Source organism: Mucilaginibacter sp. P5_A4 (assembly GCF_056400605.1).
Window position 1 is genome coordinate 96,626 of the sequence record NZ_JBFUKX010000017.1, and the last position, 15,285, is coordinate 111,910.

Genomic DNA, 15,285 nt, shown 5'->3' on the forward strand with positions numbered 1-15,285 from the left:
TCATGACTAAATATATTTTTGTTACGGGTGGCGTTACCTCGTCGTTAGGAAAAGGTATTATCTCCGCTTCATTAGCCAAACTACTACAATCGCGCGGTTACCGTGTTACTATCCAAAAGTTTGATCCCTATATCAATATCGATCCGGGAACATTGAACCCTTATGAGCATGGTGAATGCTACGTAACCGAGGATGGCGCCGAAACAGATCTGGACCTTGGTCACTACGAACGCTTTTTAAATACACCAACATCAAAAGCCAATAACATCACTACCGGTCGTATTTATCAAAATGTGATCAATAAAGAGCGTGAAGGTGCTTTTTTGGGTAAAACCGTACAGGTAGTGCCCCACATTACAGACGAGATTAAACGCAACTTCCGCATATTGGGCGAGAGTGGCGAATATGATATTGTGATTACCGAATTAGGCGGTACCGTAGGTGACATTGAATCGTTACCCTACATCGAAGCTGTACGCCAGTTCAGGTGGGAAACTGGGTCTGGTAACTCATTGGTAATTCATCTTACATTGGTTCCATTTTTGGCGGCTGCAGGCGAATTAAAAACCAAACCAACCCAGCATTCGGTAAAAATGCTGCTTGAATATGGTATTCAGCCGGATATCCTGGTTTGCCGTACCGAGCATCATTTAACACCCGATATTCGCAAAAAAATCGCACTTTTTTGTAATGTGAATATCAATGCCGTTATCGAATCGATAGACGCATCAACCATTTACGATGTGCCGTTATTGATGCTGAAAGAGCAGTTAGATAAAACAGTATTAACTAAATTAAAATTATCGCACAAGAACGAGCCTAACCTGGATAGCTGGAAAGATTTCCTGGGCCGTTTAAAAAACCCTACTGCCGATGTACGCATTGCCTTGGTGGGTAAATATGTTGAATTGCCGGATGCTTATAAATCCATTACCGAGGCATTTATACACGCGGGTGCTACCAAAGAGTGTAAGGTTAGGGTAGAGTATATTCCATCAGAAAGCTTAACACCCGAAAACGCTATAGAAAAGCTTAAAGGCATGCACGGCGTACTGGTTGCACCAGGTTTTGGCGAGCGCGGTTTTGAAGGTAAAATTGAAGCTATCCGTTATGTTCGCGAAAACAACATACCTTTCTTTGGTATTTGTTTGGGCATGCAATGCGCGGTTGTGGAGTTTGGCCGGAATGTTTTGGGCCTGGAAAACGCCAACAGTACCGAAATGAGCCCCGATACCCCTCATCCGGTTATTGGCATGATGGAAGAACAGAAAACCATCACCAACAAAGGTGGTACCATGCGCCTTGGTGCTTACGCCTGCGAATTGAAAAAGAACAGTAAGGCTGCGGCCATATATGGCAAAACCAGCATATCCGAAAGGCACCGCCACCGTTACGAGTTTAATAATGATTACTTAAAGCAGTACGAAGCTGCCGGTTTAACCCCTTCTGGTATTAATCCCGAGAATAATTTGGTAGAGGTTGTGGAACTTAAAAACCACCCGTTTTTTGTTGGTTCACAATTTCACCCAGAATTAAAATCAACAGTTGCAAATCCGCACCCACTTTTTATTAACTTTGTCGCCGCTTCACTGGCTTATGCCCGTAAGAAATAAGTAATTGTACGATACGATAGATAATGGATAAAAATACCTTTACAGGATTATTCCTGATCATGGCTATAATAGCTGGCTCTATTTACTTTTTAAAGCCATCTGATGCCGAATTAAAAAAAGAACGCCTTTTACAACAGCAGGATTCTTTGAAAAAAGCCGGTTTGGCCAAAGCAAATACCCCTGCAGCTGCAAAATTTGATACCAGTAAAGCGGCCGTTAAAACCGTAGCCGATTCTGTAACTTTAAAAAGTCCGTTTGGCGCGGCATCAGTGGGCAGCGAGAAGCTGATAACTATTGAAAACCAGGAATTATTGGTTAAGCTGAACACAAAAGGTGGTAAAGTAGCTTCGGTTGAATTAAAAAACTATAAAACCTTTGATAAAAAGCCCCTTGTATTATTTAGCGGCGATAAAGCTCATTTTGGGTTGAACTTTAATGGGGATAAAAAAATAAACACCGACGAGTACTATTTTACTCCAAACGCATCAGATTTAAAAGTTGCCGAAAAGGATTCGGCCTCAATTACCCTGCGTTTAAGCTATAGCCCAACCCAGTATATTGATTATATATACAGCTTAAAAGGTACTGGCTTTAAATTGGGCTTAACCATTAAACCTACCGGGCTTGATGGCGTTATTGCCAATAGCAGCAGTGTTAACCTTAACTGGGCAGCCAGCCTGCACAAGCAGGAAAAGGATATGAAGCAGGAGCGCCAGTATACTACCGTTTATTATTTAAATACCGATGGCGTTGTAGATTATTTAAGCGAAACCAAAGACGACCAAAAGGAGATAAGTGATAAAAAGATGACCTGGGTTGCTTTTAAACAGCACTTTTTCTCTAACGTACTAATCGCTAAAAATGGTATAAGCAAATCAAACCTTGCAGCTGTAACCGAGGTGGCCGATACTGCCGACGTCAGGCAGATGAAGGCCGATCTTACTTTGGCGCGTACGGCAGATGGTAGTGTGCCGCTTGAATTTTATTTTGGTCCAAACCGTTTTAACACCCTGCAAAAGCAAGGTTCTGATTTGCAAAAATTGGTTAACCTGGGCTGGGGGCCGTTAAAATACATTAACCAGTTTGCGGTATTACCCGTATTTAACTTTCTTAACCAGTTTAACTGGAACTACGGCCTTATCATTTTAGCCTTAACCATTGCACTTAAACTGGCACTATCGCCGCTTACCTACAAATCATACCTTTCGATGGCCAAGATGCGTGTGCTGAAGCCCGAGATGGACGAGATAAAAACAAAAGTTGGCGAGGATAACCCAACACTTTTACAACAGGAATACCTCAAGCTTTATAAAAAGGCAGGAGTAAACCCATTAGGTGGCTGTTTGCCATTGCTGATACAAATGCCTATAGTAATCGCATTCTTTAAGTTTTTCCCAAGCTTATTTGAGCTGCGCGGCGAAAACTTTTTATGGATGCATGACCTATCCACCTATGATTCGGTAATTAAGTTTGCTCCTATAGCCCTTATAGGTGGAGTTGATCACATCAGCTTAATGTGTTTGCTGATGACGATATCAACGTTGATTTATACCTACTTTAACAACCAGATCTCGGGCGCAACCGGGCAGATGAAATATATCGGGTACATTACTCCCCTTATATTCCTTTTCACTCTTAACAGCTATCCATCAGGTTTAAATTATTATTACTTTTTGGCCAACATGCTTACCTTTTTACAGCAATACCTGATTAAATTCATGGTTGATGATAAAAAGATTCATGCCCAGATCCAGGAAAACAAAAAGAAACCAGAGGATACCAAGAAGAAAAAATCAGGTTTCCAGGCCCGTATGGAAGAGATGATGCGAAATCAACAACAGGCAAAGAAATAGATTTTTGAAGTAAGGAACCTTTGGATAAAGGACTTTCAGACAAAAGACTTTAAGATAGAAAAATTCCGAAGGGTTAGCCCTTTCGGAATTTTTTACATTTAAGTCAACCCGTCACAAATTGTAGAATTTCAGAGGTGCGATTTTTTTGAGCCTTAGTAAGTCTGAAATTCAGGAGAGGCAATTATGCTATAAATTAATACTTATATGGCTCCATTTTACCGCAAGAGCAGGCGCAGTTAGGGTCGCTGATGCCCATCTTTTTCAAAAAGAACTGATAAAAGCCAATCCTGTCGTTCATGCCATATACCTTATCGCCTTTACCGCATTCTACGTCACCGTTAACAATATTAATGGTCATGCCGAAGCCTGGGGTAGTGCGGCCATGTGCTTTGTCGTTGGCGGTGGGCTGCCATTTACCGGTCATTACATCATGCGCAGATGGTTTATGCGTTTCTGGTGTCATCCAAAAATAAATAGCGGCTTTAAAGGCTACAACAGGATCTGTTTCTACCAGTTCGGGGTTGTTTAATAGTATTTTTGGATCGCCAAAAATACAGTTTGATGCATAGCCGTAGTTGCCATTGTAACTTAACTGCATGGGGCCGCGGCCATAATATTTTTTACCGGCTACAGGAGGGTATTCATCACTATCAGAAATATACGTGTTGGATGTGTTGCTTTCATGTATCAGCATCAGGCCATCGTCGTAACTGCCGTTCATGCCATGGCGGGTTTCATGGGCTATCTGCGCGAAGAAGGCAGCCAGTTCTTTTTTATTTACATCGGCACCAAAGGCGGTGCAAAACTCTCCATAATCAACGGTAAAGGAGCTGTCGGGTTTCTTTTTTGCCCATTCCTCATTCCAATCGCCATCCTGGCGTACAACAGTTGCTTTGCCCGTTTTTTTATCTGTACGGATAAACTGGTAAACAGATACTGCCCGCCGGGTAATTTTAACTTTAACCTGCCCCAATTCGTCGGCAGCTTTTATAAACGCTGCATAAGTGTAAAATTTGTTGCGTTGAGGGAAAAGCTCATTAAACTGTTTTTCGGTGAGGATATTGCTGATGGATGCTTTTGGCAGAGCCGTTGCTGCTGTATCTGCAGGCTTTTTTGTACCGGCGCTGCCGCCACAGCTAAATGTCGAAATTACGAGGGTGGAAGCTGCTATCAAAACTAATTTAGAGGATAATATGATCGATTTCATAATTTTTATAGATATACAGTATTTGATTGTATTGCAAATGCAAGTTTAAAGCTATCATTTAATAAACTGCGTTTCATCAGCAAAAATTATACTAAAAAGCGAAACCGGTAATATTTACATTCGGCGCATGAATTTTAAATTACCGTATTTATTGTAAAAATTATATATTCACTTTAATTAAATATATGAAGATATATACTAAAACGGGGGATAAGGGGTTTACATCATTGATAGGCGGTACCCGTGTAGCTAAATACCATTTACGGATAGAGAGCTACGGTACTGTTGATGAGCTAAACTCCTATATAGGCCTCATCAGCAGTCAGGATATTACCATACATGATAGGGGAATATTGAAGCAGATACAGGACAGGTTATTCACAATAGGCTCGTCGCTGGCGGCAGATCCGGAGCGATCAAAAATGGTAATACCAGATCTGCATATGGAAGACGTAGAGTTGTTGGAACAGGAAATAGACGCCATGAATGAACAATTGCCCGAGCTGCGTCATTTTATTTTACCGGGTGGTAATAATGCCATTTCGTTTTGCCATATTGCAAGATGTATTTGCCGCCGGGCGGAGCGTGTAACTGTGCAATTGGCTAATGAAAGTACAGTTGACGAAAAAGTGAATATTTATCTGAACAGGTTGAGCGATTACCTATTCACTTTGGCCCGCAAGATTGCAAATGAGCATAATTTGCCTGAAAATCAATGGATACCGCGCATTTAATTATGTGAAAAAAAAATTGATATTCCAATTGAAATTATTATACTTTTGCGAAAAAGTAAATTTACTGATAAATATAAAATATATAGAAACATGTATTGGACACTTGAATTAGCATCTCACCTTGAAGATGCGCCATGGCCCGCAACAAAAGATGAATTAATTGACTATGCTATTCGTTCAGGAGCTCCTGTGGAGGTGATTGAAAACCTGCAGGCACTGGAAGACGATGGTGAACCGTATGAAAATATAGAAGAAATATGGCCGGATTACCCGACCAAAGATGATTTCTTTTTTAACGAAGACGAGTATTAATCTGCATAAATAGCCCTTTTTCAAGGGCTATTTTATTCGCCTTTGTTTTTTGGAATGATTTTAGTGATAAACAGAATATACTTATCAATTAAAACATAACAAAATGAGAGGCTTATTGTACATCATCGCAGTTATCCTGGTAGTAGGCTGGCTGTTCGGATATTTTATTCACCCATTTGGTGGTGGTTTAATTCACATACTTTTAGTGATTGCTATTATAGCTGTACTATTAGGCGTTATCCGGAGAGCATAACACCCGGTGAGAAAATACAAGGTCATTGATTTTAAATCAGTGGCCTTTTTTGGTTAAAAGCAACTCAGCAATGGCAATATCCCCCGGGAAGGTGATTTTTATGTTTTCATGATCACCGGCTGTGAGTTGGATTTCAACGCCTAATTCCTCCACTACGCTTGCATCATCTGTAAATTTGGGGTTAAACGCTTGTTCATATGCTTTTCTTAACAATCCGGCCCTGAATGTTTGCGGGGTTTGCACCAGGTAAATATGATCCCGTAATAAACTTACCGACCTGCCATCAATTACCTGTCTTACCGAATCGCGGCTTTTAACGGCTGTTACCGCATTGCCATGCTCATGGGCATGATAATATGATGTTTTAATAATTGCAGCGCTGGTAAGCGGGCGTACGGCGTCATGTACAGCAATGAGCGCATCGTCTGTACACTGTATTTTATCCAATCCGTTTTTTACCGAGTGAAAACGGGTTTCGCCACCGGCCACTAAAAGATGGGGGATGGTGAAATTATGTTTGGTGCATAGCTCATTCCAGTACGCATGAAAATCAACATGAAGCACCAGGATGATACCGGTGTTAACATCCGAATTATGAAAAGCCCGCATAGTATGCATTAACACAGGCAGGCCGTTAACCAACAGGAACTGTTTTGGAACAGAAGACCCCATCCGGGTACCGGAACCGCCGGCAACGATGATAACGTATTTAGATATGAGATTTGAGATAGGAGATTTGAGATTAGGGTTTTCCATAAATTTTAACCTGCAATGTCATGCCGAACTTGTTTCGGCACCCGGCGTGCTAATTTTGCTTATGCTGAGGTACCTGTCCTGTGGGTTCCTGAAACAAGTTCAGGATGACATGTCATTAAATACAAATCTAAAACAAAAAAAATGAGATATGAATCCTAAGTCTCATATCTCATCTCTAAAATCTCACATCTAAAATTTAGATGATCAGCATGGCATCGCCATAGCTGTAAAAACGGTATTTTTCTTTAACCGCAACTTCATAAGCATTCATTACATACTCGTAACCGCCAAATGCCGATACCATCATCAATAATGTTGACTCAGGCGTGTGGAAGTTGGTGATCATGGAGTTGGCTATGCTGAAATCATACGGAGGGAAAATGAACTTGCTGGTCCAGTCATTAGCGGCTTTAAGCGTTTTGCCTGCCGATACTGCCGATTCGATAGCACGCATTGAAGTAGTGCCTACAGCGCATATACGTGTTTTACGTTCAATACCACGGTTTACAATATCAGCTTGTTTTTGCTCGATGATAAATTGCTCCGAGTCCATTTTGTGTTTGGTTAAATCTTCAACCTCAACCGGGCGAAAAGTACCTAACCCCACGTGCAGGGTAACCTCTGCAAATTCAACGCCTTTTAATTCAAGGCGTTTCATTAGCTCGCGGCTAAAGTGTAAACCAGCGGTAGGGGCTGCAACGGCGCCTTCATGCTTGGCAAAAATAGTTTGATAGCGCTCTTTATCTTCGGCGGTAGCCTTGCGCTTAATATATTTTGGCAATGGTGTTTCGCCCAGTATCTCCACATTGCGGCGGAATTCTTCGTCGGTCCCGTCAAACAAAAAGCGGATGGTACGGCCGCGTGAGGTGGTATTATCAACAACTTCGGCAATTAAAAGGTCGTCATCACCAAAATATAATTTATTACCAACGCGTATTTTACGGGCCGGATCAACCAATACATCCCATAAACGCAATTCTTTGTTTAATTCGCGTAGCAAAAAAACCTCAATTGTGGCGCCTGTTTTTTCTTTATTTCCATACAAACGCGCAGGGAATACTTTGGTGTTGTTAAGGATCATAACATCCTTATCGTCAAAATAATCAAGTACGTCTTTAAATATTTTATGTTCAATTTTGCCAGAATCCTTGTGTAAAACCATTAAGCGCGCTTCGTCGCGGGTTGTTGATGGATTGTGCGCTATTAATGAATCTGGTAAATTGAATTTAAATTGAGATAATTTCATGTTTATGTATATGAATTTTCAGGGCGCAAATGTACGTAATATTTTGTTGATTACATTGATATTTTGTTGATTACGCCGATTGGGGCTTTTTACTAAAACAAAATAATAATGTAACTTAATATGTGTATCATCGTCTAACCCATAACATTGTTTTTGGTAATTTGATTTACAATTCAATAAAATCATTAAAAAACCGGTGAAATCACATTGTAATCCGTGTAATCATATATAAATATGTTGTTTTTAAAACTTTTAGGGGAAAGCTTTTTGTTTGCGTATGATGCATTAAGGCAGAACAAGATTCGTACAACGCTTTCATTGCTTGGTGTTACTATAGGCATATTTACCATTATAGCGGTGTTTTCGGCGGTGGATACCTTGCGTAACAATTTGCAAACCAGTGTAAACAAGCTGGGCAACAATAGTATCTATGTTGAAAAATGGCCCTGGGTGGGTGGTAGCGATTTTCCGTGGTGGAAATACCTGCAAAGACCAGTAGCTAAGCTTAAAGATTTTAATGAGCTAACGCGCCGTAGCCAAACTGCCGAAGCATTATCTTACGAGATCGGTATTGATAACCGTACCATTAAATATAAAAGTAATACTGTTGAGGGCGCGCAGATAGATGCCGCATCGCAGGATCACGACAAAACCTGGAACTTTGATTTTGCCGCCGGTCGGTATTTTACCGAGATTGAATCAAAAACAGGGGCCCCTATTACAGATATTGGTTTTGATATTGCCCAAAACCTTTTTCCGGGCGGTGATGCCGTAGGCAAGCAGATAAAAGTAATGGGCCGTTATGTAACTGTAGTAGGCGTGTTTTCAAAACAGGGTAAGGATATGCTGGGTATATCAACCGATAAAGAAGTTTTACTACCATTGAATTTTGCCCACAACCTGATTGATGTACAAAACGAAAAATACCGCCCATCCATTATTGTGCGGGGGAAGGAGGGAATCCCCACAGATGATGTTGAAAGTGAGATAAGGGGGTTAATGCGCTCGATCAGGAGTCTCAGACCGGGTGTGGAAGATAACTTTGCCCTTAACCGTACTACCATGTTAACACAGGAGCTGGATAAAGTTTTTAATGTATTAAACAAAGGCGGTTTTATTATAGGCTTATTTTCGATGCTGGTTGGAGGATTTGGTATTGCCAATATCATGTTTGTATCGGTAAAAGAGCGTACAAACATTATCGGGATCCAAAAATCATTGGGTGCTAAAAACTATTTCATACTATTGCAGTTCTTAATAGAATCCGTTGCACTTTGTATAATGGGTGGGCTGGTAGGGCTTTTACTTGTTTATTTTTTAACATTTGGTATTAAAGCTGTATTTGATGTACAGGTAATACTTGGGGCCGAAAATATTATAATTGGTTTAAGTTACTCTATAGGAATAGGCGTAGTATCAGGAATTATTCCCGCGTATTTTGCCTCAAGGCTCGATCCGGTTGAAGCTATCCGTACTAACTAAGTAATAAATGAAAATTGTAAACTATATTTTGTTTGTGGCCCTTGTAGCGGCATCGGCATGTAATCAACCGGCAAAACAGCAGGATATTGCTAAAACCGATACTGCGGCTACCGAATCACGGGTAGTTGATACTGTTAATACAACTGAAGTTTTTACCGCATATATCGGGTTGAAAGATGAGTTCTTAAAATCAGATGTAGCGGGTATCAAATTAAGGGCTTCGGCCCTTGAAGGTAAGCTGGCAGCTATAAAAGGTTGTTCAGAAACCGCAACACTTGCCCACCAGATTGCTACAACCGATGATGTAAAAGCGCAGCGCGCCAGTTTTTTGATTTTAAGTAAGGATGTTATCGCGCTGGTTAAAGGCGCCAAACTAAAAACCGCTACCATTTATGTTGATTATTGCCCTATGGTCGATAGCGGCAAAGGAGGATACTGGTTATCACTCAATAAAGACATCCAAAACCCTTATTTCCCTGAGCATATGAAAGAGTGTGGGCAGGTTAAGGAGCAAATGAATTAATTTGATTTTCTTCGCTGACTGTTAACTGTAGTAGTTTTACAGTATTTTGCTGCTTTTTCAAACAAGGTTTCTGGTACAAAGGGCTTGGTGAGGTAATCGCTCATTCCGGCTTCAAATGCTTTATTATGAGTTTCGGGCATAGCATCGGCAGTTAGTGCTATGATCGGAATATCGGGGTGCGATTTTTTGATTATAGCCGTTGCTTCAAAGCCATCCATAACAGGCATTTGCAGATCCATTATGATGAGGTTATAGCTATTGTTATTTACCATGTTTACCGCAATCTCGCCATTAAGAGCCTCATCAACCTCCGCATTCCATTTCTTTAAAAACCTGGTAGCTATCATCAGGTTCATTTTATTATCATCAACCACCAATATTTTCATGCCGGCTAAATCGAGCACATGCCCGGCAACAGAAGGTGTGACCGGCTGATAGCCTATGGCCTTGGATGCAGTATGATTTGATGCAATATTAAAGGTGATTGAAAAAGCGAATGAAGTACCTTTGCCCAATTCACTCTCAACAGATATGGTACTGTTATGCAGCTCCACCAGTCGTTTGGTAATAGCAAGCCCAAGCCCGGTACCGCCGTAATCATTGTTAATAACCTGTTTGTCCTGCATAAAAGGATCAAAAACAATGTTAAAGCTATCGGCAGAGATGCCTATCCCGGTATCTGTAACGGTAAATTTAACAGTTACGCTGGCACTGTTGATAAGCTCCTTCTCTAATTTAATGCTAACTCCGCCGGTATGGGTAAACTTAACCGCATTGCTTAGCAGGTTATTCATCACCTGGCTTAAACGCATGGCATCGCCGGTTACCATTTCGGGAATAGCTTCGTCGATAATAACATCAAGCGTTAACTGTTTTTCGGCCACTTTGGAATGAAACGATTGCTTTATTTTTTGGATAAGCTGATGAAGGTTAAACCGGGAGTTATTGAGTTCCAGCTTACCGGCCTCTATTTTATTATAATCTAAAATATCATTAATAATGGCCAGCAGGTTCTCTCCCGAAAATTTAAGTGTATTGAGGTACTCCAGCTGCTCGGGCCGCGGATCTTCAGTTAATAATAAATTGGTGGTGCCAATAACGGCGTTCATCGGTGTACGAATCTCATGGCTCATGATAGAAAGGAACTCCGATTTAAATTTTGATGATTTTTCGGCCAGTTCTTTGGCCCATATCAGCTCTTGCCTGGCTTTTTGCTGGTCGGTTATGTCTTCACCAATGCTGGTAGTTTCTTTTAAGTTGCCATTTTCATCGTAGCTAACCGTGTTTTGCCAGCTGATTATACGCTGATCGCCATTGCGGCAAATAATAGGATTAACAAAGTGGGCGCCAACTGTATCGTTTTCAAGCCAGCCCATCAGGAAATCCTGCAGATCATCGGTCACAAAGTTTTTCATCCAGTTTAAACCGATGGTCTCATTTTGTGTATAACCCAGCAGGTTGGCCAGGTATTTATTGCAGAAGATTACATTGGCATTTTTATCCAGGGTTAAGGCTGCCAGGTTAATCGCCTCTAAAACCAGTTTGTATTTACTTTCCGACTGGCGATAATCCAACTCTGCCTGCTTGCGCTCAGTTATATCCTGCAAGGTGCCAATAAATTTGCGTATGCTGCCATCATCGCGCCTCATTTGCTTGCCAATAATAATGCTCAGGTATTTTATATTTCCGTTTGGTGTAATAATGCGGTACTCGCGCGAGATATTTATCAAGTTTTCCGGATCTTTTAACAGTCGCTTTAATATATGCCTGTCATTAGGATGTACATGCTTTAACACTAGCTTAACCAAATTTTGCCCATGATTTGTATCAGCCTCAATTTCGTAGATGATATTTAGTTCATCAGACCATGTAAGCTCATTATTGGTTAAATTCCATTTCCAGTTACCTATTTTGGCAATGGTTTGAGCTTCCATTAGCTCTACCTGGCTAATTTTTACCGCTTTTTCGGCTAACTTAGTTTCGGTAACATCCTGTAATACACCAAAAATACGTTTTTGATTGCCATCGTCATCCCCTAAAAGCCCACCACGGGTGATCTTGATATATTTTAAATTACCCTTTGGGGTGATAAATTTATGCTCAAGCTTGGGGGTTGTAATGGTATGTACGCTTGATAAATAAGCTTCGACGGTTCCCCGATCATCAGGGTGTATAAGGCTGATGTAGTAATGAAATCTGCTGGAATTTGCAGGGATACTGTCAATCTCGAGTAAAGTATACAAATTGTCAGACCAATAGGTTTCATTAGTACCGGGTTCATACCACCAGTTGCCTGTTTTTGAAATGGCCTGGGCCTCCAGTAAAAGTGCCTCATTAGCCTTTAAGGCGTCGGCATATTTTTTTTGCCCGGATATATCTGTAATTGCTATAGAAATGCGCTTCATGTAAGCGTTGTTACGATCAAACAACGGCGTAACCCGGGCAATAAACCATCGTTCGTCATCGTAATCAGACATGTATTCAAAATGTGTTGACAGGCGATTACTTATTACATAGTCGAGCGCTACATTATATTTTTTTGCCTTTTCGTCACCTAATACTTCTTCTATTTTTTTACCAACAAGCAACCGGGGATCAATCGTTTTTTTGGATAGATCATTGAACCAAACGTTAAGGCAAACTTTATCTTCATTAAACTCAAAAATAATATCATTAATTGAGTTGATCAGCGATGTAAGATGCTCACGGCTTTCGCGCAGCATCCCGTCATTAACCACCAGGCTGGCATTAAGGTCCATTACCTTTTTTACCGCATTTTTAAGCTGGTAATGATAGCTTTTTACCACCAGGAATGATACACAGGCTATAAGGGTAAAAATTATACTAATCCCCACCAATATGGCTAAAGATATATTTAAATGGGGCGCCAAAATGTAAGCTGTAATAATGGCAAATAAATTTAAGACGCTTATGGTAATAAACTCCCAGGCTTTATTACAAAATAAGGTTAAAGCTATAAAAACTGTAATGGAACTAAAAAGGTAAGCATGTTCAAAACCATTAATGCTGAGTAAAATGCAGTTATTGATTAGCATAAATGCTAAAATAGTGAGGTAAGTGCTTATTGTATAGATGGTTTTGTTGTTGTGGAAAGATAGCGCAAGCGATATTAAACATAAAAGACTATTGATTACCCTTAACCAAACAGGATCATAAGTGTTATAATAGCACAGGTAATGTAAAGAAGGACTTGCGATGAATAAACCAATGAGTAATAACCTATAAATTGAATTGTCGTTTTGGATCATTAACAATGTTTTAACTTTCAACGACATTCTTTACGGTTTTTTAATAAATTAGGAGGAACGGCTCAATAATAGAAGCTAAAATTAATAAATTTGCACCTAAAAATTTACAAACAGTAAATTATCTTAGCGGTTATTAATACGCGGATTTAATTACATTTGTTGCAGATACAAAAATTTCTATGTCGGAAACAGCACAACTAAAAATTGGTGATAAAACATTTGAACTCCCGGTAATTGAGGGTACAGAAGGTGAGAAAGCAATAGATATTTCAAAACTGAGGGATCAAAGCGGTTATGTAACGCTGGATATCGGCTACAAAAATACGGGAGCTACCAAAAGTGCCATTACTTTTCTTGATGGAGAAAAGGGCATCCTTAAGTATCGTGGTTATTCTATTGAGCAACTGGCCGAGAATGCCAGTTTTATAGAAGTAGCTTATTTACTGATATATGGCGACCTGCCAACTGAAAAGGAATTAACCGAGTTTCAGTACCAGATAAGCCGCCATACGTTGGTTCATGAGGATATGAAAAAGTTTTTTGACGGTTTTCCGTCAAAATCACATCCAATGGGCCAGCTTTCATCTTTGATTGGCGCTTTGGCTGCTTTTAACCCCGAATCATTAAAGCAAGGTTTGTCAACCGATGAGGTAAACCTTGAGATTATGAAACTATTGGCCAAAATGAGCACTGTGGTTTCATGGATCTACAAAAAATCATTGGGTCATCCGGTAGTTTACCCTCAAAATAAATACGATTATGTAACCAACTTCCTGTACATGACTTTTGCCGAGCGTACAGAGGATTATAAGGTTGACAGGGTGGTAGTTGATGTAWTGAACAAACTGCTGATACTGCATGCCGATCATGAGCAAAACTGTTCTACATCAACAGTGCGTATTGTTGGCTCATCTGATGCCAATTTATATGCATCTATTTCGGCCGGGATCTCGGCACTTTGGGGGCCGCTACATGGTGGCGCCAACCAGGCAGTTATAGAAATGCTGGAAAAAATTAAGAACGATGGGGGAGACACCGATAAATGGATTGCTAAGGCCAAGGATAAAAACGATCCATTCCGTTTAATGGGTTTTGGTCACCGTGTATACAAAAACTTCGATCCAAGGGCTAAGATCATTAAAAAAGCCTGCGATGATATACTGGAGAAGCTGGGCATTAATGATGAAGTATTGGCGATAGCCAAAAAGCTGGAAGAAGTAGCCCTGAAAGATCCATATTTTGTTGAGCGCAAACTTTACCCCAACGTTGATTTTTACTCGGGTATTATTTACCGTGCATTAGGCTTCCCTACAGAAATGTTTACCGTGCTGTTTGCCTTAGGCCGTTTACCCGGCTGGATTGCACAGTGGAAAGAAATGAAAGAGAACAAAGAGCCCATCGGTCGCCCTCGCCAGATTTATACTGGTGACACTGACAGGGAGTATAAGGATATAAAGAACAGGTAGTCTGTTTTAGAGCAAGGATAGAAGAACAAAAGATTAAGGATAAGTAAAAAAGGCGATTGGTGTAAAACTAATCGCCTTTTTTAATGACCAATGACCAAAAAAGCCCGCTGGTTTTCACCAGGCGGGCTTTCAAATCAAATCAACTGTATAAAAATCTTATAATTTGGTAATGGTATAAGTATTGGCATTTACGTTAAGTACTATTTTGTAATTACCGCTTGTCGCCACGTCGATGTTTGGCCCGTTTTGAGTAAGGCCGGATGTTGGGCCGCCAAGGTTTTTGTCCCATGCATGATTAAGCCTAAATTTGAATTGTTTTCCTGCAATAAGTGCTACCGTTAGGCTCCAGGTTTTGGTGGATGCGTCATATGTCATATCGGTATCACTGCTCCAGCCGCCTGGTGTCGCATCGCCTATCACTGCCCAGATTTGTTTGGTAGCTTTAAATGTCATTGTGTCGACATGCAGATTAAGGTGTAAAGCATATAAGCCGGCAGATGGAACAGATAAGTTGCCACCGCTTGTACTTACTTTACCTCCCCCCGCGTCACCATAGGCTATATCCCATACC

13 protein-coding genes are annotated in these 15,285 nt (G+C 40.6%); 8 read left to right on the top strand and 5 right to left on the bottom strand.

The genetic code is table 11. The annotated features are described in order from the left end of the window. Positions 1-2 precede the first annotated feature (2 nt). Together AC1DQW_RS12800 and yidC are read left to right on the top strand one after the other, a co-directional pair. On the top strand, positions 3-1,613 hold the full coding sequence (locus AC1DQW_RS12800) for a CTP synthase (protein WP_477415045.1): 1,611 nt from the start codon (positions 3-5) through the stop codon (positions 1,611-1,613). Between the two features lie 23 nt (positions 1,614-1,636). Further along, complete coding sequence (gene yidC, locus AC1DQW_RS12805; protein ID WP_477454436.1) at positions 1,637-3,466, top strand: membrane protein insertase YidC; 1,830 nt, start codon at positions 1,637-1,639, stop codon at positions 3,464-3,466. A gap of 193 nt (positions 3,467-3,659) precedes the next feature. Here yidC and AC1DQW_RS12810 read toward each other — a convergent pair whose 3' ends face one another. Continuing rightward, positions 3,660-4,673 carry a chitinase gene (locus AC1DQW_RS12810; RefSeq protein ID WP_477454437.1) on the bottom strand — a complete coding sequence of 338 codons (1,014 nt, stop codon included), beginning with the start codon at positions 4,671-4,673 and terminating at the stop codon, positions 3,660-3,662. Between the two features lie 185 nt (positions 4,674-4,858). Here AC1DQW_RS12810 and AC1DQW_RS12815 point away from each other — a divergent pair, with 185 nt between their 5' ends. The 3 genes from AC1DQW_RS12815 to AC1DQW_RS12825 all read left to right on the top strand — a co-directional run bounded on the left by AC1DQW_RS12815 (position 4,859) and on the right by AC1DQW_RS12825 (position 5,972). Continuing rightward, the gene (locus AC1DQW_RS12815) at positions 4,859-5,407 is read left to right on the top strand and encodes a cob(I)yrinic acid a,c-diamide adenosyltransferase (protein WP_477454438.1); all 549 of its coding nucleotides are present in this window, start codon (positions 4,859-4,861) and stop codon (positions 5,405-5,407) included. Positions 5,408-5,497: 90 nt separating this feature from the next. Next, a complete protein-coding gene (locus tag AC1DQW_RS12820; protein WP_002996718.1) occupies positions 5,498-5,719 on the top strand; it encodes a DUF2795 domain-containing protein in 222 nt (73 codons plus the stop codon). 103 nt (positions 5,720-5,822) lie between these two features. After that, positions 5,823-5,972, top strand: a complete 150-nt coding sequence (locus tag AC1DQW_RS12825) for a lmo0937 family membrane protein (RefSeq protein ID WP_477415035.1) — start codon at positions 5,823-5,825, stop codon at positions 5,970-5,972. A gap of 36 nt (positions 5,973-6,008) precedes the next feature. On the opposite strand, the gene AC1DQW_RS12830 is transcribed toward AC1DQW_RS12825, so the two are convergent. Together AC1DQW_RS12830 and queA are read right to left on the bottom strand one after the other, a co-directional pair. Then, positions 6,009-6,728 (bottom strand): 2-C-methyl-D-erythritol 4-phosphate cytidylyltransferase, encoded by a 720-nt coding sequence (locus AC1DQW_RS12830; RefSeq protein WP_477454439.1) that lies wholly within the window; start codon positions 6,726-6,728, stop codon positions 6,009-6,011. Between the two features lie 196 nt (positions 6,729-6,924). Then, positions 6,925-7,974, bottom strand: a complete 1,050-nt coding sequence (gene queA / locus AC1DQW_RS12835; protein WP_477415031.1) for a tRNA preQ1(34) S-adenosylmethionine ribosyltransferase-isomerase QueA — start codon at positions 7,972-7,974, stop codon at positions 6,925-6,927. A 234-nt stretch (positions 7,975-8,208) separates the two neighbouring features. Between queA and AC1DQW_RS12840 the strand changes: the two genes are divergently transcribed. Continuing rightward, the gene (locus AC1DQW_RS12840; protein ID WP_477454440.1) at positions 8,209-9,456 is read left to right on the top strand and encodes an ABC transporter permease; all 1,248 of its coding nucleotides are present in this window, start codon (positions 8,209-8,211) and stop codon (positions 9,454-9,456) included. Between the two features lie 7 nt (positions 9,457-9,463). After that, on the top strand, positions 9,464-9,979 hold the full coding sequence (locus AC1DQW_RS12845; protein WP_477454441.1) for a DUF3347 domain-containing protein: 516 nt from the start codon (positions 9,464-9,466) through the stop codon (positions 9,977-9,979). Here AC1DQW_RS12845 and AC1DQW_RS12850 read toward each other — a convergent pair. Further along, a complete protein-coding gene (locus tag AC1DQW_RS12850; RefSeq protein ID WP_477454442.1) occupies positions 9,976-13,248 on the bottom strand; it encodes a PAS domain-containing hybrid sensor histidine kinase/response regulator in 3,273 nt (1,090 codons plus the stop codon). The two genes, AC1DQW_RS12845 and AC1DQW_RS12850, sit on opposite strands and share 4 nt — an antisense overlap. Before the next feature lie 179 nt (positions 13,249-13,427). Between AC1DQW_RS12850 and AC1DQW_RS12855 the strand changes: the two genes are divergently transcribed. Next, positions 13,428-14,714, top strand: coding sequence for a citrate synthase (locus AC1DQW_RS12855; protein WP_477454443.1), 1,287 nt, complete (start codon positions 13,428-13,430; stop codon positions 14,712-14,714). A 156-nt stretch (positions 14,715-14,870) separates the two neighbouring features. On the opposite strand, the gene AC1DQW_RS12860 is transcribed toward AC1DQW_RS12855, so the two are convergent. Then, the coding region (locus AC1DQW_RS12860) for a SusF/SusE family carbohydrate-binding protein (protein WP_477454444.1) at positions 14,871-15,285 on the bottom strand (415 nt) is incomplete at its 5' end.

Coding starts and splice junctions, on each gene's coding strand:
- AC1DQW_RS12825 (WP_477415035.1), top strand. CDS start 5,823: ATGAGAGGCTTATTGTACATCATCGCAGTTATCCTGGTAGTAGGCTGG.
- AC1DQW_RS12800 (WP_477415045.1), top strand. CDS start 3: ATGACTAAATATATTTTTGTTACGGGTGGCGTTACCTCGTCGTTAGGA.
- AC1DQW_RS12850 (WP_477454442.1), bottom strand. CDS start 13,248: ATGATCCAAAACGACAATTCAATTTATAGGTTATTACTCATTGGTTTA.
- AC1DQW_RS12840 (WP_477454440.1), top strand. CDS start 8,209: ATGTTGTTTTTAAAACTTTTAGGGGAAAGCTTTTTGTTTGCGTATGAT.
- AC1DQW_RS12810 (WP_477454437.1), bottom strand. CDS start 4,673: ATGAAATCGATCATATTATCCTCTAAATTAGTTTTGATAGCAGCTTCC.
- queA (WP_477415031.1), bottom strand. CDS start 7,974: ATGAAATTATCTCAATTTAAATTCAATTTACCAGATTCATTAATAGCG.
- AC1DQW_RS12845 (WP_477454441.1), top strand. CDS start 9,464: ATGAAAATTGTAAACTATATTTTGTTTGTGGCCCTTGTAGCGGCATCG.
- AC1DQW_RS12830 (WP_477454439.1), bottom strand. CDS start 6,728: ATGGAAAACCCTAATCTCAAATCTCCTATCTCAAATCTCATATCTAAA.
- AC1DQW_RS12820 (WP_002996718.1), top strand. CDS start 5,498: ATGTATTGGACACTTGAATTAGCATCTCACCTTGAAGATGCGCCATGG.
- AC1DQW_RS12815 (WP_477454438.1), top strand. CDS start 4,859: ATGAAGATATATACTAAAACGGGGGATAAGGGGTTTACATCATTGATA.
- yidC (WP_477454436.1), top strand. CDS start 1,637: ATGGATAAAAATACCTTTACAGGATTATTCCTGATCATGGCTATAATA.